This window comes from Agromyces mangrovi (assembly GCF_030296695.1).
Lineage (GTDB): Bacteria > Actinomycetota > Actinomycetes > Actinomycetales > Microbacteriaceae > Agromyces > Agromyces mangrovi.
In genome coordinates, this window is sequence record NZ_AP027737.1 from 3,559,595 (window position 1) to 3,578,356 (window position 18,762).

Consider the following 18,762-nt stretch of genomic DNA (forward strand, 5'->3'; position numbering starts at 1 on the left):
TCGGTCAGTGCTCCACTGCGGGGACGCGGGCGCCACCCACGCCGTAGCCCGCCTTCGCGAGCGCCCAGCCGACGATCGCGCCGAGCACGAGGAGCACGGCAGAGGCCCAGACGAGCCACTCGACGGCGAAGAAGAAGGCGACGGTGCCGATCGAGAACGCGACGAGCATGATCACCACGGCAATCCAGGCTGCGGGCGAGTGTCCGTGGCCCGGGTCGCTGATGTCAGTGCTCATGATGCTCCTTCTGGTTCGGGGACGGAGGAAGTCTATCGGCTGGCCGCGGTCAGTCCCGACCCGGCTCGGTGGGGTCCTCGCCGCGCGAGAGCTCGTCCCATTCGTCGACGGCGCCCGCGGAACCGCCGTCGGCGCGCTCGACCTGCACGGCGCGGTAGCGGCGCGACGACTCGGGCCACCGCGACGAGGTCGCGAGCACCGCGATGCCGGCCGCGGCCAGCACGACGCCCGACGCGGCGCCCAGCCACGGCCAGGCCGTGCCGGCGACCGACGTCACGAGCGCCGCGGCCGAGTCGCCGGCGATGCCGGTGGCCTCGGTCACGACCGGCGCCGCGGCCGCCGCGGGGTCGACCAGCGCGAGCCAGGCCGACAGGACGACGCACGCGCCGAGCACGACGGCGAGCACGCCCAGCACGAGCCGTGCCACGCGACCGGCGATCGCGAGCGCCGCGCCGAGGGCGAGTCCGGCGAGGGCGAGCGCCGCCAGCGCGGCATCCGCCACCTCGCCCGGGACCGCGTGCGCGTCGCCGGTGTCGAGCGTGATCGTGAACCAGGTCTGGGTCCACGCGACGAGGCCCAGCCCCGAGGCGCCGAGCACGGCGAGCACCAGGGTGAGCTTGAGGCGGCGTGCGGGCACGTCAGCCCAGCGTCCGCATGGCGTTGGCGACCGCGACCGCGCGCAGCGGTGCGGCGGCCTTGTTCTGCGACTCCTGGAACTCCGACTCGGGGTTCGAGTCGGCCACGAGGCCGCCGCCGGCCTGCACGCGCGCGACGCCGCCGCGGATCGTGGCCGTGCGGATCGCGATGGCGAGGTCGGCGTCGCCGCCGAACCCGAAGTAGCCGACGACGCCGCCGTAGACGCCGCGCTGCACGGGCTCGAGCTCGTCGATGATCTCGAGTGCACGCGGCTTCGGCGCCCCCGAGAGCGTGCCGGCCGGGAAGGTCGCGCGGAACACGTCGATCGCGTCGGCGGTGGGCAGCAGGTCGCCCTCGACGGACGAGACGAGGTGCATGATGTGGCTGAACCGCTCCACGCGCATGAACTCGGTCACCTCGACCGAGCCGGCCGCGCACACCTTCGCGAGGTCGTTGCGGGCGAGGTCGACGAGCATCAGGTGCTCGGCGCGCTCCTTCGGGTCGCGCGAGAGCTCGGCCTCGAAGTCCGCGTCGGACTCCGGGGTGGCGCCGCGCGGCTTCGACCCGGCGATCGGATGCGTGTACACGCGTCCTTCCTGCACCTTCACGAGCGCCTCGGGCGACGAGCCGACGATCCAGTACGGCTCGCCGTCCGGATCCTCGAGACTCAGCAGGTACATGTACGGGCTCGGGTTGAGGCTGCGCAGCACGCGGTAGACGTCGATCGGCGCAGCCGTGCACTCCTGCTCGAAGCGCTGCGAGATGACGACCTGGAAGATGTCGCCCTCGCGGATGTACTCCTTGCTGGTCACGACCGCGTCGAGGAAGTCCTGCTTCTCGGTGCGCGAGGTCGGCGCCGCGGGCGTGGCCAGGTCGACCACGGCGAGGTGCGCCTCGGCGGGGGCGGCCATGGCACGCTGCATCCGATCGAGGCGCTGCTGCGCATCGGCCCAGAGCGCATCGGCGTCGTCGACCCCGTCGTTCAGCGCGCTCACGATGAGCTGCACGGTGCCGCGCCGGTGGTCGAGCACGACGAGCTCGGAGACGAAGCTCAGCGCCTGGCCGACCACCGCGCCCTCGGCCGGCGGGCGGTTCGGGAGCCGCTCGATCTGGCGGATCGCCTCCCAGCCGATGAAGCCCACCAGCCCGCCCGTGAGCGGCGGCAGGCCGGGCACCGGCTCGGTGTGCCAGCGCGAGTACAGCGCCGAGACGGCGGCGAGCGGTCCCCCCGGGGCATCCGCCCCCAGCGCTCGCCCGGCGTCGAGGCCGTAGTCGAGCCACTCCGCGACGTCGCCGCGCTGGGTCAGCACGCCGTACGAGGCGGAGCCGACGAACGAGTAGCGCGACCAGATGCCGCCCTGCTCGGCCGACTCGAGCAGGAACGTGCCCGGGCGGCCGTCGGCGAGCTTGCGGTAGATGCCCACGGGCGTCTCGCCGTCGGCGAAGAGCTCGCGCGTGACGGGCACGACCCGGCGGCCGGGCAGCAGCGCGTCGAAGTCGGCGCGACCGGTCGTGCCGGTCTGCTCGGCGGTGGTCGGCATCGTGCTCCTCGTGGCGCGGGTGGGCGGGGACTCAGGCGGGTGCGTGGCCTGCGACGACCTCGAGCGGGTCGCCGTCGAAGCAGGTGCGTGTGCCCGTGTGGCAGGCGACGCCGACCTGGTCGACGCGCACCAACAGCGTATCGCCGTCGCAGTCGAGAGCGGCCTCGCGCACGTACTGCGCGTGGCCCGACGTGTCGCCCTTGCGCCAGTACTCCTGCCGGGAGCGCGACCAGAACGTCACGCGCCCCTCGGTGAGGGTGCGCCGCATCGCCTCGCGGTCCATCCAGCCGAGCATGAGCACCTCGCCGGTGTCCCACTGCTGGATGACCGCGGGCAGCAGCCCGTCGCCGTTGAACGCGGCACGGTCCATCGGCGACGCGCCGGGCGCCCAGGGCTCAGCTTCGCGCTCCAGCTCCTCGTCTTCGCGGTCGGTCATCGTCGCACCGTCCTCCCGTCGGCGGCGAGGGCGTCCTTGACCTCGCCGATCGTGAGCTCTCGATTGTGGAACACGGATGCCGCCAGCACGGCGTCGGCCCCCGCGGCCACCGCCGGGGCGAAGTGCTCCACCGCGCCCGCCCCGCCGGAGGCGATCACGGGCACCGACGACAGCTCGTGCATGAGCGCGACCAGCTCGGCGTCGAAGCCCTGCTTGGTGCCGTCGGCGTCGATGGAGTTGACGAGCAGCTCGCCCACGCCCAGCTCGATGGCCTGCGTCGCCCAGGCGAGCGCGTCGAGCGTCGTCTCGGTACGGCCGCCGTGGGTCGTCACGACGAACCCCGACTCGGTGGCATCCGACCGCTTCACGTCGAGCGACAGCACGAGCACCTGCGAGCCGAACCGGTCGGCGATCTCGCCGATCAGCGCGGGGCGGGCGATGGCGGCGCTGTTCACGCCCACCTTGTCGGCACCGTGGCCCTGCAGGCGCGCGACGTCCTCGACCGAGCGGATGCCGCCCCCGACCGTGAGCGGGATGAACACCTGCTCCGCGGTGGCCTGGACCACCTCGTACGTGGTCGAACGGTCGTCGACGGTCGCCGTGACGTCGAGGAAGCACAGCTCGTCGGCGCCCTGCTCGCCGTACAGCCGCGCGAGCTCGACGGGGTCGCCCGCGTCGCGCAGGTCGCGGAAGTTGACGCCCTTCACCACGCGGCCGCCGGCCACGTCGAGGCACGGGATGACGCGGACCGCGACGGACATCAGAGCCTCGCCGCGTGGATGGCGCTGACGAGGATCGCCCGCGCGCCGAGCTCGTAGAGCGCGTCCATCACGTGGTTCGTGTCGGTGCGCTTGATCATGACCCGCACGGCCGCCCACTCGCGGTCGTGCAGCGGCGAGACGGTCGGCGACTCGAAGCCGGGCGCCACCGCGGTCGCCTGCTCGAGCAGGCTCATGGGCACGTCGTAGTCGAGCATCACGTACTCGCGCGCCACGATCACGCCGTTGAGGCGTCGCACCAGCGTGGTCGTGCCCGGCGCGTGCGTGCCCGAGCCGATGAGCACGGCGGTCGAGTCGAGGATCACCGGGCCGAAGATCTCCAGGCCCGCCTTGCGCAGCGTGCCGCCGGTCGAGACGACGTCGGCGACCGCGTCGGCGACGCCCAGGCGCACGGCCGACTCGACCGCGCCGTCGAGGCGCACGAGGTCGGATGCCACGCCGTGGCGCTCGAGGAAGGCGCCGACGAGGCCCGGGTAGCTCGTCGCCACGCGCACGCCCTGGAGGTCGGACAGCTCGGAGAACGCGCCGGGCGTGCCGGCGAAGCGGAAGGTCGAGCCGCCGAAGCCGAGCTCGGCGATCTCGGAGGCATCCGACCCCGAGTCGAGCAGCAGGTCGCGACCCGTGATGCCGACGTCGAGCGCGCCCGAGCCGACGTACGTGGCGATGTCGCGCGGGCGGAGGTAGAAGAACTCGACGTCGTTGCGCGGGTCGGCGACGACGAGCTCGCGCGAGTCGCGACGACCGGTGTACCCGGCCTCGTGCAGCATCTGCGCGGCGGTCTCGGAGAGGGAGCCCTTGTTGGGCACTGCGATTCTCAGCATGGAACGGCTTTCGCTCGTGGACGATCGGGGTGGCTGGGGCGATCGCTCACAGATGTCGGTAGACGTCCGCCGGCTCGAGGCCGCGCGCCAGCATCAGCACCTGCAGGTGGTACAGCAGCTGCGAGATCTCCTCGGCCGTCTCGTCGTCGCTCTGGTACTCCGCGGCCATCCAGACCTCGGCCGCCTCCTCGACGACCTTCTTGCCGATCTGGTGCACGCCGGCGTCGAGCGCCGCGACCGTGCCCGAGCCCTCGGGACGGGTGCGGGCCTTCTCGCTCAGCTCGGCGAACAGGGCATCGAACGTCTTCACGTCCTACAGGCTACCGGTGCGCGTGGGTGTGCTTCGCCGCCTCGGCGCGCAGCTCCGCGATGCGCGCCGTCGGGTCGCCGCCGTACACCGCCGAGCCGGCGACGAACGTGTCCGCGCCCGCCTCGGCGGCGATGCCGATCGTGTCGGCCGCGATGCCGCCGTCGACCTGCAGCCACACGTCGAGCCCCGACGCGGCGACCGCGTCGGCGACGCGACGCAGCTTCGGCATGGTCTGGGGCATGAACGACTGGCCGCCGAAGCCCGGCTCGACGGTCATGACGAGTACCTGGTCGAACTCGTGCAGCACCTCGAGCACGTCGTCGGGCTCGGTGCCGGGCTTCAGCGCGATGCCGGCGCGCGCACCGATCGCGCGGAGCCGCCGGGCGAGCGCGACGGGGTCGGCCGCCGCCTCGGCGTGGAACGTGACCGACGCGGCGCCCGCCTCCGCGTAGCCGGGCGCCCAGGCGTCGGGATCGTCGATCATGAGGTGCACGTCGAGCGGGATCGGCGACACCTGCTGCAGGCGCTCCACCATGGTCAGGCCGAACGTGAGGTTCGGCACGAAGTGGTTGTCCATGATGTCGACGTGCACGAGGTCCGCCGTCGCGATGCGCCCGAGCTCGCGCTCGAGGTTGGCGAAGTCGGCCGCGAGGATGCTTGGGTTGATCCGCGTGGTCATGACTGCGAGCCTATCGACGCCTCGGGCTCGCGCTTCGCCAGCAGTGCGATGAACATGGCGTCGCATCCGTGCCGGTGCGGCCAGAGCTGCGCCTCCCCCGCATCGCCCGTGAGCTCGAGCGGATGCAGCGCCACATCGCCGAGCACGGCGTGCACGTCGGCCCGCTCGAGGTCGTCGTGCCGGCGGAGCGCCTGGCGCACGATCGCCCGGGTCTCGGCCGTGTGCGGGGAGCAGGTCACGTAGGCGAGCAGCCCGCCCGGCGCGAGCGCGGCGACGGCCGAGTCGACGAGCTGGGACTGCAGTGCGGTGAGCTCGGCGACGTCGTCGGGCGACTTCCGCCAGCGCGCCTCGGGACGGCGACGGAGCGCACCGAGGCCCGTGCAGGGCGCGTCGAGCAGGATGCGGTCGAACGCGCCGGGGTGCTCGTCGCCGTACACGCGCCCGTCGCGCTCGTGCACCTCGACCGCGTCGTCGACGCCGTCGAGGGCTCGGCGCACGAGCTGCGCTCGGGCCGGCACCACCTCGTTCGCCTCGAGCACGGCCCCGCCCGCGCGGGCCTCCGACGCGAGCACCGCCGTCTTGCCGCCAGGCCCCGCGCAGAGGTCGAGCCAGCGCTCCCCCGCCCGCACCGCGCGGGCACGGGTCAGCGCGAGCGCCGCGAGCTGCGAGCCCTCGTCCTGCACGCGCACGCGACCCTCGTGACCCGCGAGCGCCCGGGTCGGGTCGCCGCCGGTCGACGTGAACCCGATCGGCGAGAACCGGTCGGGGTCGCCGAGGGTGGCCGGCTTCGCGGCATCCGCCCCGCCCAGCACCGCGTAGTTCACCGCGGGCGCGGCGTTGTCGGCGGCGAGCAGCTCGTCGAGCTCGTCGGCGCGGTGCTCGTGGTCGAGCGAGGTGCGCAGCGCGCGGACCACCCATGCCGGGTGCGACGACAGCGCCGCGAGCGCGTCGTCGGGGCCGTCCGCCGCCTCGCGCACGCGAGTCGCCCACGCGTCGGCCGAGACGCGCGAGATGCCGCGCAGCACGCCGTTGACGAAGCCGCTCGCCGCCGGCGCGCCCATGGCACGCACCAGGTCGACGGACTCGTTCACGGCGGCGTGGGTCGGCACGCGCGTCGCGAGCAGCTGGTGGGTGCCGAGGCGCAGCACGTCGAGCACGGCCGGGTCGATGCGGTCGATCGCGCGACCCGCGGCGATGGCGATGATGCGGTCGTAGTACCCCGACATGCGGAGCGTGCCGTACGTGAGCTCGGTCGCGAGGCCCGCGTCGGCCTCGGAGAGCCCGGCCCGCGCGATGCGCGTCGGCAGCAGCAGGTTCGCGTACGCGTCGGACTCGCGCACCGCGAGCAGCACCTCGGCCGCGACGAGGCGGGCGGGCGAGACGCGCGTGGCCCGGCCGCCGCCGTCGCGCCGCGAGCCGTCGCGGCGCTGCCGGCCGCCGCTCATCGGGCCACCACGTCGGCGGCGCCCCGACCGCGCAGCCAGTCGGCGGCGGACATCGCCTTCCCGCCCGCGGGCTGCACGCGCACGAGGTGCAGCGCCTCGGTCGACGTGCCGACCAGCGCCCGCTTTCCGACGAGCGCCATGCGCCCGGGCGGGAGGTGCTCGGCGGACCCCGCCGGCGCGAGCTCGAGCACTTTCAGGCGCGCGCCGTCCACCTCGGTGTGCGCGCCCGGCTCGGGCGTGACGCCCCGGTAGCGGTCGAGCACGCGGGTCGCGGGTGCCGTCCAGTCGACCCGGCCGTCGGCCAGGGTCAGCTTCGGCGCGAGCGTCGGAGCTCCTCCTGCGGGCGCGCCACCGCCGTGCCGGCCGCGATCGCGTCGGCCGCGGTGACGACCAGGTCGGCGTCGTCGCGGGCGAGGCGCGCGAGCAGTTCACCCGCGGTCTCGCCGTCCGCGACCTCCGTGCGGCGCTCGACCAGCACGTCGCCGGCGTCGAGTTCGGGCACGAGGCGGAACACGCACGCGCCGACCTCGCGGTCGCCCGCCATGAGCGCGCGCTGCACCGGTGCGGCGCCGCGCCAGCGCGGCAGCAGCGAGAAGTGCAGGTTCACCCAGCCGTGGCGCGGCGCCGAGAGCAGCGGTTCGCGCACGAGCCCGCCGTAGGCGACGATCACGCCGAGGTCGGCACCCCAGGCGATGATGCGCTCCGTGGCCTCGGCATCCAGCCGATTCGCCTTCACGACGGGGAGGCCGAGGCGCTCCGCGGCCGCCGCGACGGGAGACGGGGTCAGCACGCGCTTGCGGCCGAGCGGTGCGTCCTGGCGGGTCACGACGCCCACCACCTCGTGGTCCGATGCGGCGAGGGCCTCCAGCGACGGGACGGCCACCTCCGGGGTGCCCGCGTACACGATGCGCATCTAGCCGAATGCCTCCTGGTCGTCGAACCTCACCCTGAGTGTAGGCGGGCGTCGCACGGGCTGGCCCTGCACCGGCCGCCGTCGCTCGGTCGCGACCCGGATCATCGAGGCGCGCAGCGACGCCGCGACCGCCTGCGCCCGGCCGTAGTCCATGCGCACGACCACGCGCTCGAGCCCGTCGTCGACGGGCACCGGGCCGAGCACGTCGACGCCGTCGCCGAGCGCCCGGACCTCGGCCACTGGCCGCTCCAGCACCGGCCCGCGGGCCTTGACCGTCGCGACGCGCACCGCGGGCGGGAAGCGCAGCTCCCGGCGGGCGGCGAGCTCCTCCTCGGCCCAGCGGGCGAGCTGCCAGGTCGCGAGCGCGGTGGCGATGCGCCCGCGCACGCCGACCAGGTGCACGGGGGCGTCGTCGGCGGCGAGCGCGGCGGCGTCGGCCCACCAGCGCACGCAGTCCTCCGACACGCGGAGCGCCTCGCGCAGCAGCATCCGCTCGCCGTCGAGCAGCAGCACCGCGCGGTAGCCGCCGGCTGCGACCGGCTCGGCTCCCCGCGTGGCGATCACGAGTGCGGGCTCCGACCCGACCTCGGTGAGCGGGCGCTCACCGTCGGAGACGATCACCCGCGTGCCCGGGAACGCGCGTCCCAGCTCCTCCGCCGTGCGCTCGGACCCGACCGACACCATGCGCAGGCGGTCGCCCTCGCACTCGGCGCACCGGAACCCGTTGGCGTGCGTGCCGCACACCCGGCAGGTCGGCGCGGCGCGCGGACCGCGCTGCTCGAGACCGCCGCCGCACGCCGCGCAGGTCGCGGGCGACCCGCACCGCGCGCAGGCGAGCGCGGCCGCGTACCCCGGGCGCGCGACCTGCAGCAGCACCGGGCCCTCGCGCGAGGCGTCGCGCGCGGCTCGCCAGGCGGCAGAGGGGATGCGCGCCGTGCCCGGGTCGCTGCCCGCCTCGTCGACGACCACGCGCGGACGGGCCAGCCGTTCGGGCTCGACCTGCCGGCACCAGCCGAGCCCGACCAGCCGCTGCACCTCGGTGCTGCGCGCGTGCGCGGCGAACACCAGCGCGGCACCCGACTGCTCCTGCCGCACGAGCGCCGCGTCGCGCGCGTGCACGCCCGGGCTGAGCGGCTCGGCGAACAGCGGATCGCCGTCGTCCCAGAGCGCGATGAGGCCCAGCCGCGTCGCGGGCGCGTACGCGGCGGAACGATTGCCGATGATCACGCGCGCGGTGCCGTCGAGGCAGTCGAGGAACCCGCGGTAGCGGGCGGCTCCGGTCTGGCCTGCGTCGACCCGGGTGATGCGCTCCTCGGGCACGACGTCGCGCAGCGCGTGCTCCAGCTGCGCCAGGTCGCGGTGGTCGGGCACCGCGACGATGGTGGTCTCGCCCTGGGCCAGCACGTGCGCCGCCGCGGTGGCGAGGGTGACCGCCCAGCGGCCGACCGTCGCGCCGCCCGACAGCATCTCGACCCCGGGCAGCGCCTGGAGCGCGATGCGGGCGCGCTGGGCCACCGCCTGGTCGAGCGCGTCGGGCTCGCCCGGGGCATCCGTCGCCTCGGGCGCAGCCGAGGGCTCCGCAGCGGGCGGATGCTCCTTCACCCACGCCTTCTCGGCCCGCACGTAGCGCGAGGGGATCGCCAGCCGGAGCACGTCGCTCGCGGAGCCCGCCGCCCGGTCGGCGACGCGGCGCGCGAGCGCCCACACCTCGGGCGCGAGTACGGGAACGAGCGTCGTGACCTCGTCGATCTCACTGAGCCGGCCGTCGAAGTCGCTCTCGTCGGCGAGCTCGACGATCCAGCCGCGCGCGAGCCGGCCACCGCTGCGCAGCGGCACCCGCACCGCGGCGCCCTGGACCGCCCGGTCGGCGAGGGCCTCGGGAACGGCGTAGTCGAACAGCTGGTCGAGCTGCGGCAGGGGCGAGTCGATCGCGACCCTGGCGACGCGCCCGCCGGGCATCAGAGCCGTGCGGCGCTGCGCAGGTCGTCGACGCGGTCCGTGCGCTCCCAGGTGAAGTCGGGCAGCTCGCGGCCGAAGTGCCCGTAGGTCGACGTCTTCGCGTAGATCGGCCGCAGCAGGTCGAGGTCGCGGATGATCGCGGCCGGACGCAGGTCGAACACCTCGCGAATCGCGCCGATGATGCGCTCCTCGGGCACGTGGGCGGTGCCGAAAGTCTCCACGTAGAGGCCGACGGGCGCGGCCTTGCCGATCGCGTAGGCGACCTGCAGCTCGAGCCGGTCGGCGAGGCCCGCGGCGACCGCGTTCTTCGCGACCCAGCGCATGGCGTACGCGGCGGAGCGATCGACCTTCGACGGGTCCTTGCCGCTGAACGCACCGCCGCCGTGTCGGCTCGCGCCGCCGTAGGTGTCGATGATGACCTTGCGGCCGGTGAGCCCGGCGTCGCCCTGCGGGCCGCCGATCTCGAAGCGACCCGTCGGGTTGATGAGCACCTTCACGTTCGTCGCGTCGAGGCCAGTGCGCTCCACGACGGGGCGGATCACGGTCTGCTCGACCTCGGCGCGGAGCGTCGCGGTGTCGACCTTCGGCGAGTGCTGCGTGGACAGCACGACCGTGTCGATGGTGCGCGCGACGTCGCCCTCGTAGCCGACCGTGACCTGCGTCTTGCCGTCGGGGCGCAGGTAGTCGAGCTCGCCCGAACGACGCACCGCGGCGAGCCGCTCGGCGAGGCGGTGCGCGGTCCAGATCGGGATCGGCATGAGTTCGGGGGTCTCGTTGACCGCGTAGCCGAACATGATGCCCTGGTCGCCCGCGCCCTGGCGGTCGAGCTCGTCGATGCTGGCACCCTCGCGGGACTCGAACGCCTGGTCGACGCCCACCGCGATGTCGGGCGACTGCCCGCCGATCGAGATCGACACACCGCACGAACGGCCGTCGAACCACACGTCGGACGAGTCGTACCCGATCGACGTGATGCGCTCGCGCACGATCGCGGGGATCTCGACGTACCCGGTCGTGCGCACCTCGCCCGCGACGTGCACGAGGCCCGTGGTCACGAGCGTCTCCACCGCGACCCGGCTGTGCGGGTCGACGGTGAGCAGTGCGTCGAGGATCGAGTCCGAGACCTGGTCGCAGATCTTGTCGGGGTGCCCCTCGGTGACCGACTCGGAGGTGAACAGGCGGAGTTCGCTCATGCGGTTGGTTCGATGTCCCTTCGTGGCGCACGGACGCCGCGGGCGCGGCATCCGTCGGTCTCAGACAACCATGTCGAGGATGCCGTGCGCCACCGACAGCTTGTCCCCGTGTACGCGTGTGACGACCTCGCCGCCTGCGCCGATGACGACGACGGCGTTGTCGGGCGTGCCGAAGCCCTCGCTCCAGCCCACGCGGTTCACGACGAGCAGGTCGCAGCCCTTCGCCTCTCGCTTGGCACGCGCCACCTCGAGCAGCCGATCGTCGTCGGGCTCGGTCTCGGCGGCGAAGCCCACGAGCAGCGTGCCCTCGTGCGGCTCGTGGCCCAGTTCGGCGAGTATGTCGGGGTTGCGCACGAGCTCCAGGGTCATCCCGTCGCCCGAGTCATCCTTCTTCAGCTTCAGCTCGCTGACCGCCGCCGGACGGTAGTCGGACACCGCCGCCGCCATCACGACGACGTCGGCGCCCGCCGCGGCCTCGCGCACCGCGGCACGCAGCTCCGCGGTGGTGGAGACGTCGCGCACGTCGCATCCGTCGGGCCGCTCGACCTCGAGGTTGGCGGCGATGAGCGTCACCTCGGCGCCGCGCGCACGGGCCGCGTCGGCGATCGCGACGCCCTGGCGGCCGCTCGAGCGGTTGCCGAGGAAGCGCACCGGGTCGAGCGGTTCGCGGGTGCCGCCCGCGGTCACGACGACGCGACGGCCGGCGAGGTCGCCGACCGGTGCCGTCACCCGGGCGAGTGCGGCCGACACGATCGCGGGCGGCTCCTCCATGCGACCCGGTCCGCTGTCGGCACCGGTGAGCTGGCCGACCGCGGGGCCGACGATCGTCACGCCGCGGGAGCGCAGTGTCGCGATGTTCGCCTGCGTGGCGGGGTTGCGCCACATCTCGGTGTGCATGGCAGGCGCGATCACCAGCGGCGCCTCCGAGGCGAGCACGGTGTTGCCGAGCAGGTCGTCGGCGAGGCCCGCCGCGAGCCGCGCGATGGTGTTCGCGGTCGCCGGGGCGATCACGATGAGGTCGGCGGCCTGGCCGATGGCGACGTGCCGCACCTCGGCGACGCCCTCGTAGAGCTCGTCGTGCACCGGGTTGCGGCTGATCGCCTCGAGCGTCGGGCGACCGACGAAGCGCAGCGCCGACTCGGTCGGGACGACGTGCACGTCGTGCCCGGAGAGCACCAGCTCGCGCACGACGCCGACGGCCTTGTACGCGGCGATGCCGCCGGTGATGCCGACGACGACGTTCAACGGCGCCACCTCGACGCGGCCGGCTACTCGCCGGCCGGGGTGATCTTGAGCTTGTCCTCGTTGATCTCGTGCAGCGCCACCGACAGCGGCTTGTCGTCGATCGTCGAGTCGACAAGGGGCCCGACGTTGTCGAACAGGCTGCCCTCGTGCAGGTCGGCGTAGTAGTCGTTGATCTGGCGCGCGCGCTTGGAGGCGAAGATGACGAGTGCGTACTTCGACTCGACCTTCGACAGCAGGTCGTCGATGGGCGGGTCGATGATGCCGGTCAGCTTGTCTGCCATGGCGTGCTCCTTCTGGGTGCGTGGGTCGCGCGGACGGTTGCGCGGAAGATCGAGAATGCGGGCAGGCTACCGCCCGCGGGCCCGAGGCCGCATCAAGTCTACGACGTTCTGCGCGGCCTCGGCGACGTCGTGGTTCACGACCGTGTGGTCGAACTCGTCCACTGCTGCGAGTTCCACCCGTGCCGTCTCGAGCCGGCGCTGCTGCTCGGCGGGCGATTCGGTGCCCCGTCCGACCAGCCGCCGCACGAGCTCGTCCCAGGTCGGCGGCAGCAGGAAGATGAGCGTCGCCTCAGGCATCGCACGCCGCACCGACCGCGCACCCTGGATGTCGATCTCGAGGAGCACGCTGTTGCCGTCGGCGATGGCGCGCTCCACGGGCGCCTTCGGGGTGCCGTACCGGTGCGCGTTGTGCACGACCGCCCATTCGAGCAGTTCGTCCTCCGACACCAGCCGGTCGAACTCGGCGTCGTCGACGAAGTAGTAGCTCTGCCCCTCGACCTCGCCGGGGCGGGGCGCACGCGTGGTGGCCGACACCGACAGCATGACGTCGGGGTGATTGCGGCGGATGTAGGACGCGACCGTACCCTTGCCGACCGCGGTCGGGCCGGCGAGCACCACGAGGCGGTTGCCGATCCCGCCGTGCGCGGCGATCCAGTCGGCGAGGAAGGCGCGCAGCGCGAGCCGCTGGCGCCGGCCGAGGCCGCCGAGCCGCTTCGCGTCGGCGATGCCGAGCTCGCGCATGATGCGCACGCGCTTGGTCTCGCCGATCGCGGGCACGGAGGTGAGGAACTCGGTCGCGCGCAGGGTGGCCTCCGGCGTGGAGGCGTCCTCGAAGGCGACGCGCAGCACGTCGAGCGGGCTGCGGCTGCCGTCGGCGACGGACGCCTTCACGGCGGCGCGGGCGCGCCGTGCCGCGACCGCTGCGCGCGAGGCGGCGACGCGGTCGACGTCGGGCGGCGCGGGCGGACCGCTGCGCGCGGGCTCAGCCACGGGCCACCGCCGTGGCCTCGGCGCGACGCGCGATCGCGTCGCGGATGCCGTCGGGACCGGCCGCCAGGATCGAGCGCGACTCGTTCGCGATCACGCCGCCGGCAAGTGCTCCGAACGTGTCGCGCAGGTCGGCGAGCTCGGCGCCCTGGTGGCCGAACCCGGGTGCGAGCACCGGCGTGCGCGGGGTCGACGCATCGTCCGGGTCGATGCCGGCCGCCCGCAGGTCGACGGTCGCCCCGATCACCACACCGGTCGAGCCGAACGCCTGCTCGCCCGCATCCGGCTCCTCGGCGTTCCAGGTCGCGACACCCGAGCAGATCGCGGCCGAGACCGTCGACCCCTCCCGGCTGCTCTGCTGGAGCACCGAGCGCTGGATCGCGGCGGCCTCGGGATTGGAGGTCGCGGCGAGCACGAACAGGCCCTTCCCGTGCCGCTCGGCGAGGCGGTGCGTGCCCGCCAGCGCGCCGAGGCCCTGGAACGGGTTCACGGTAAGTGCGTCCGCCTCGAGCGGCGAACCGGGCTCGAGCCACGCGCGTGCGTACGCGTCCATGGTCGAGTCGATGTCGCCGCGCTTGGCGTCGGCGATGACGAGGATGCCCGCACCGCGCGCCTCGGCGAGCACGCGCTCGAGCCCGGCGATGCCCGCCGAGCCGAACCGCTCGAAGAACGCCACCTGCGGCTTGCAGATGCCGGCGCGCCCGGCCATCGCGTCGACGACGCGCAGGCCGAACTCGCGCACGCCCGCACCCGACTCCGGGAGCCCCCACGCGTCGAGCAGCCCGGCGTGCGGGTCGATGCCCACGCAGAGCCGGCCGAACCGGTCGAACGACTCCCCCAGTCGCGTGCCGAACGATGCCACGTCAGACCGCCTTCCGCGCCAGCTCGTAGTCCTGCAGGCTCGTGACCTCGAACCCGCGGCGCACCGAGTCGATCGACGCGACCGCCGCCGAGAGCTCGGCGATGGTCGTGAACAGCGGGATGTCGGCCGCGACCGCCGCCGCGCGGATCTCGTAGCCGTCGGCGCGCGAGGAGCGGCCGCTCGGCGTGTTGATCACGACGTCGACCATGCCCTGGTGGATGAGCTCGACGACCGAGGTGGGCGCGTCGTCGGTCTTCTCGTTGAACTTCAGCACCACGCCCGCCTCGATGCCGTTGCGGCGCAGGATCTCGGCCGTGCCCTCGGTCGCGACGACCGAGTAGCCGAGCTCGCGCAGGCGCAGCACCGGCAGGATCACGGCGCGCTTGTCGCGGTCGGAGACCGAGACGAACACCGTGCCCTGCAGCGGCATGCCGCCGTACGCGGCGAGCTGCGACTTGGCGAACGCGCGCGGGAAGTCGCGGTCGATGCCCATGACCTCGCCGGTCGAGCGCATCTCCGGCCCGAGCACCGAGTCGACGATGTCGCCCTCGCGAGTGCGGAACCGGTGGAACGGCAGCACGGCCTCCTTGACCGCGACGGGCGCGTCGAACGGCACCGTCGAGCCGTCGGTCTCCGGCAGCAGCCCCTCCGCGACGAGCTCGGCGACGGTCGCGCCGACCATCACGCGCGACGCGGCCTTCGCGAGCGGGATGCCGAGCGCCTTCGACACGAACGGCACGGTGCGGCTCGCGCGCGGGTTGGCCTCGAGCACGTAGAGCACCCCGGCGCCGATCGCGAACTGCACGTTCAGCAGCCCGCGCACGCCGACACCCTGCGCGATCGCGAGCGTCGCGTCGCGCACTCGGTCGATCTGCGCCTTGCCGAGCGTGACCGGCGGCAGGGTGCAGCTCGAGTCGCCGGAGTGGATGCCGGCCTCCTCGATGTGCTCCATGATGCCGCCGACGTACAGCTGCTCGCCGTCGTAGAGCGCGTCGACGTCGATCTCGATCGCGTCGTCGAGGAAGCGGTCGACGAGCAGCGGATGCGACGGGCCGACGATGCCCTGGTCTGCGATGCGCTCGAAGTAGTCGACGAGCGAGGGCGTGTCGTACACGATCTCCATGCCCCGACCGCCGAGCACGAAGCTCGGGCGAACGAGCACCGGGTAGCCGATCTCCTCGGCGACCGCGACGGCCCCCGCGAGCTCGGTGGCGGTGCCGTTGCGCGGCGCGAGGAGCCCGGCGTCGTCGAGGATGCGCGAGAACTGGCCGCGCTCCTCGGCGAGGTCGATGGCCGAGGGGCTCGTCCCGAGGATCGGCACGCCGGCGGCTTCGAGCCCGGCGGCCAGGCCGAGCGCGGTCTGCCCGCCGAGCTGCACGACCACGCCCACGAGCTCGCCCGACTGCGACTCGGCGTGGATGACCTCGAGCACGTCCTCGAGCGTGAGCGGCTCGAAGTAGAGCCGGTCGCTCGTGTCGTAGTCGGTCGAGACCGTCTCGGGGTTGCAGTTGATCATGATCGTCTCGAACCCGGCGTCCGACAGCGCGAACGACGCGTGCACGCACGAGTAGTCGAACTCGACGCCCTGGCCGATGCGGTTCGGGCCCGAGCCGAGGATGACGACCTTGCGGCGGTCGCTCGGCGCGACCTCGGTCTCGAGGTCGTAGCTCGAGTAGTGGTACGGCGTGAGCGCGGGGAACTCCCCGGCGCACGTGTCGACGGTCTTGAACACCGGGCGGATGCCCCGGGCGTGGCGTTCGGCACGGGCATCCGCCTCGTCGATGCCCCGCAGCTGGCCGATCTGCGCGTCGGAGAAGCCATGGTCCTTCGCGAGCCGCAGCAGCGACTCGTCGAGCTCCGAAGCGGATGCCACGGCGTCGGCGACCTCGTTGATGAGCACGATCTGGTCGAGGAACCAGGGGTCGATCTTCGTGGCATCGAAGAGCTGCTCGACCGTGGCGCCCTTGCGGAGCGCCTGCTGCACGGCCACGATGCGGCCGTCGGTCGGCGTCTGCACGACCTCCAGCAGCTCCTCGACCGAGCGCGGCTCGTCGCCCCAGTGGAAGCTCGACCCGCGCTTCTCGAGCGAGCGCAGCGACTTCTGCAGGGCCGACGCGTAGTTGCGGCCGATCGCCATGGCCTCGCCGACCGACTTCATGGTGGTCGTGAGCGTCGGGTCGGCGGCCGGGAACTTCTCGAACGCGAACCGCGGCACCTTCACGACGACGTAGTCGAGCGTGGGCTCGAAGCTCGCCGGGGTCACCCGCGTGATGTCGTTCGGGATCTCGTCGAGGCGGTAGCCGATGGCGAGCTTCGCCGCGATCTTCGCGATCGGGAAGCCCGTGGCCTTCGACGCGAGCGCCGACGAGCGCGAGACGCGCGGGTTCATCTCGATGACGATGATGCGGCCGTTCGACGGGTCGACGGCGAACTGGATGTTGCAGCCGCCGGTGTCGACGCCAACGGCGCGGATGATGTCGATGCCGATGTCGCGCAGCCGCTGGTACTCGCGGTCGGTGAGGGTCAGCGCCGGGGCGACCGTGATGGAGTCGCCCGTGTGCACGCCGACCGGGTCGACGTTCTCGATCGAGCAGACCACGACCGTGTTGTCGGCCGTGTCGCGCATGAGCTCGAGCTCGTACTCCTTCCAGCCGAGGATGGACTCCTCGAGGAGCACCTCGGTCGTGGGCGAGTCGTGCAGGCCCGCGCCGGCGATGCGGCGGAGGTCGGTCTCGTCGTACGCGAAGCCCGAGCCGAGGCCGCCCATCGTGAACGACGGGCGCACGACGAGCGGGTAGCCGAGGTCGTCCGCGGCTGCGAGCACCTCGTCCATCGTGTGGGCGATGTGCGAACGCGCGACGTCGGCGCCGCACTCGACCACGAGCTCCTTGAAGAGCTGGCGGTCCTCGCCCTTGCGGATGGCGTCGACCTTCGCGCCGATGAGCTCCACGCCGTGCTTGGCGAGGATGCCCGCCTCCTCGAGCGCGATCGCGGCGTTCAGCGCGGTCTGGCCGCCGAGCGTGGGGAGCACCGCGTCGGGGCGCTCCTTGATGATGATCGACTCGAGGATCTCGGGGTTGATCGGCTCGACGTAGGTCGCGTCGGCGAAGCCGGGGTCGGTCATGATCGTCGCCGGGTTGGGGTTCACCAGGATGACCCGCACGCCCTCCGAGCGGAGCACGCGGCAGGCCTGGGTGCCCGAGTAGTCGAACTCGGCCGCCTGGCCGATGACGATCGGGCCCGACCCGATGACGAGGACCGAATTGATGTCGTCGCGCTTGGGCATCAGTTGCCGTTCTCCTTGCTCGCGATGACCATGTCGCGGAACCGGTCGAAGAGGTAGTTCGCGTCGTGCGGGCCGGCCGCCGACTCGGGGTGGTACTGCACCGAGAACGCGGGGATGTCGAGGCAGTTCAGGCCCTCGACCACGTCGTCGTTCAGGTCGATGTGGCTGACCTCGACGCGGCCGAAGCCCTCGCTCGACTCGGTCACGCCCTCGCGGGGCGCGTCGACCGCGAACCCGTGGTTGTGCGCGGTGATCTCGACGCGGCCGGTCGCGCGGTCGAGCACGGGCTGGTTGATGCCGCGATGGCCGAACGGCAGCTTGTACGTGCCGAAGCCGAGCGCACGGCCGAGCAGCTGGTTGCCGAAGCAGATGCCGAAGTACGGCAGGCCGGTGCGCAGCGCGGCGCGCAGCAGCTCGACATGGTGGTCGGATGCTCCGGGGTCGCCGGGGCCGTTCGAGAAGAACAGCGCGTCGGGCGACAGCGCCAGCAGTTCCTCCACGGTGACGGTCTGCGGCAGCACGTGCACGTCGAAGCCGCGCTCGGCGAGGTAGCGGAGCGTGGAGGTCTTGACGCCCAGATCGAGCACCGCGACCGAGCCGACGCGCTCGCCCTCGTGGGCGAGCGAGTAGCCCTCGGTCGTGGAGACCTCGCCGGAGAGGTTGCGGCCGGTCATCTCCGCGCCGCCGCGGACGAGCGCGAGCTGCTCGTCGTCGGAGAGCGACGCGTCCGCTCCCGAGAAGATGCCCGCGCGCATCGCCCCGTCGGCGCGGATGTGGCGGGTGACCGCGCGCGTGTCGATGCCGCTGATGCCGACCACGCCGCCCGCGACGAGGTCGTCGTCGAGGCTGCGCTGGGCGCGGAAGTTCGACACCACGCGGGAGGGGTCGCGCACGACGTAGCCGGACACCCAGATGTGCGAGGACTCCATGTCCTCGTCGTTCGCACCGGTGTTGCCGATGTGCGGCGCCGTCATGAGCACGATCTGGCCCGCGTACGACGGGTCGGTCAGCGTCTCCTGGTACCCGGTCATGCCGGTGGCGAACACCGCCTCGCCGAGCGTGCGGCCGGTCGCGCCGTAGGCGCGTCCGGCGTATCGGGTGCCGTCCTCGAGCACGAGGACCGCAGGGCCCGCGTCCTTCCCGGGGATCGCCAT

Annotated in this window: 17 protein-coding genes and 1 pseudogene; all 18 read right to left on the bottom strand. The window is 73.2% G+C overall.

Going from position 1 to position 18,762, the window contains the following annotated elements:
* Nucleotides 1–4 precede the first annotated feature (4 nt).
* Complete coding sequence (locus QUE38_RS17015) at nt 5–235, bottom strand: DUF6704 family protein (RefSeq protein WP_286309508.1); 231 nt, start codon at nt 233–235, stop codon at nt 5–7.
* 49 nt (nt 236–284) lie between these two features.
* Complete coding sequence (locus tag QUE38_RS17020) at nt 285–872, bottom strand: Trp biosynthesis-associated membrane protein (RefSeq protein ID WP_286309509.1); 588 nt, start codon at nt 870–872, stop codon at nt 285–287.
* A gap of 1 nt (nt 873) precedes the next feature.
* Nucleotides 874–2,412 carry an anthranilate synthase component I gene (locus QUE38_RS17025; RefSeq protein ID WP_286309510.1) on the bottom strand — a complete coding sequence of 513 codons (1,539 nt, stop codon included), beginning with the start codon at nt 2,410–2,412 and terminating at the stop codon, nt 874–876.
* Between the two features lie 31 nt (nt 2,413–2,443).
* Nucleotides 2,444–2,782 (bottom strand): phosphoribosyl-AMP cyclohydrolase, encoded by a 339-nt coding sequence (hisI, locus tag QUE38_RS17030; protein WP_286311886.1) that lies wholly within the window; start codon nt 2,780–2,782, stop codon nt 2,444–2,446.
* A gap of 62 nt (nt 2,783–2,844) precedes the next feature.
* Nucleotides 2,845–3,609 carry an imidazole glycerol phosphate synthase subunit HisF gene (gene hisF / locus QUE38_RS17035; protein ID WP_286309512.1) on the bottom strand — a complete coding sequence of 255 codons (765 nt, stop codon included), beginning with the start codon at nt 3,607–3,609 and terminating at the stop codon, nt 2,845–2,847.
* Entirely contained in the window at nt 3,609–4,448 is an 840-nt protein-coding gene (gene hisG, locus QUE38_RS17040; protein ID WP_286309513.1) for an ATP phosphoribosyltransferase, read from the bottom strand. Before hisG ends, hisF begins: the two co-directional genes overlap by 1 nt.
* A gap of 46 nt (nt 4,449–4,494) precedes the next feature.
* Nucleotides 4,495–4,758 (bottom strand): phosphoribosyl-ATP diphosphatase, encoded by a 264-nt coding sequence (locus QUE38_RS17045; RefSeq protein ID WP_286309514.1) that lies wholly within the window; start codon nt 4,756–4,758, stop codon nt 4,495–4,497.
* Nucleotides 4,759–4,768: 10 nt separating this feature from the next.
* Nucleotides 4,769–5,437 (bottom strand): ribulose-phosphate 3-epimerase, encoded by a 669-nt coding sequence (gene rpe / locus QUE38_RS17050; RefSeq protein WP_286309515.1) that lies wholly within the window; start codon nt 5,435–5,437, stop codon nt 4,769–4,771.
* Nucleotides 5,434–6,882: an RsmB/NOP family class I SAM-dependent RNA methyltransferase gene (locus tag QUE38_RS17055; RefSeq protein WP_286309516.1), complete on the bottom strand. Its 1,449-nt coding sequence runs from the start codon at nt 6,880–6,882 to the stop codon at nt 5,434–5,436. The genes rpe and QUE38_RS17055 overlap by 4 nt, the downstream gene beginning before the upstream one ends.
* Nucleotides 6,879–7,795: pseudogene (gene fmt / locus QUE38_RS17060) on the bottom strand (methionyl-tRNA formyltransferase). The gene QUE38_RS17055 and the pseudogene fmt overlap by 4 nt, the downstream one beginning before the upstream one ends.
* Entirely contained in the window at nt 7,796–9,754 is a 1,959-nt protein-coding gene (locus QUE38_RS17065; RefSeq protein ID WP_286309517.1) for a primosomal protein N' family DNA-binding protein, read from the bottom strand.
* Nucleotides 9,754–10,947, bottom strand: a complete 1,194-nt coding sequence (gene metK, locus QUE38_RS17070) for a methionine adenosyltransferase (RefSeq protein WP_286309519.1) — start codon at nt 10,945–10,947, stop codon at nt 9,754–9,756. The genes QUE38_RS17065 and metK overlap by 1 nt, the downstream gene beginning before the upstream one ends.
* Nucleotides 10,948–11,007: 60 nt before the next feature.
* The gene (gene coaBC / locus QUE38_RS17075; protein ID WP_286309520.1) at nt 11,008–12,192 is read right to left on the bottom strand and encodes a bifunctional phosphopantothenoylcysteine decarboxylase/phosphopantothenate--cysteine ligase CoaBC; all 1,185 of its coding nucleotides are present in this window, start codon (nt 12,190–12,192) and stop codon (nt 11,008–11,010) included.
* Nucleotides 12,193–12,215: 23 nt separating this feature from the next.
* Nucleotides 12,216–12,473, bottom strand: a complete 258-nt coding sequence (gene rpoZ, locus QUE38_RS17080) for a DNA-directed RNA polymerase subunit omega (RefSeq protein ID WP_281886498.1) — start codon at nt 12,471–12,473, stop codon at nt 12,216–12,218.
* 66 nt (nt 12,474–12,539) lie between these two features.
* Entirely contained in the window at nt 12,540–13,463 is a 924-nt protein-coding gene (gene gmk / locus QUE38_RS17085) for a guanylate kinase (RefSeq protein ID WP_286309522.1), read from the bottom strand.
* The gene (pyrF, locus tag QUE38_RS17090; protein ID WP_286309523.1) at nt 13,456–14,322 is read right to left on the bottom strand and encodes an orotidine-5'-phosphate decarboxylase; all 867 of its coding nucleotides are present in this window, start codon (nt 14,320–14,322) and stop codon (nt 13,456–13,458) included. Before pyrF ends, gmk begins: the two co-directional genes overlap by 8 nt.
* A 1-nt stretch (nt 14,323) precedes the next feature.
* Nucleotides 14,324–17,608, bottom strand: a complete 3,285-nt coding sequence (gene carB, locus QUE38_RS17095) for a carbamoyl-phosphate synthase large subunit (RefSeq protein WP_286309524.1) — start codon at nt 17,606–17,608, stop codon at nt 14,324–14,326.
* Nucleotides 17,608–18,762, bottom strand: coding sequence for a glutamine-hydrolyzing carbamoyl-phosphate synthase small subunit (carA, locus tag QUE38_RS17100; RefSeq protein ID WP_286309526.1), 1,155 nt, complete (start codon nt 18,760–18,762; stop codon nt 17,608–17,610). The genes carB and carA overlap by 1 nt, the downstream gene beginning before the upstream one ends.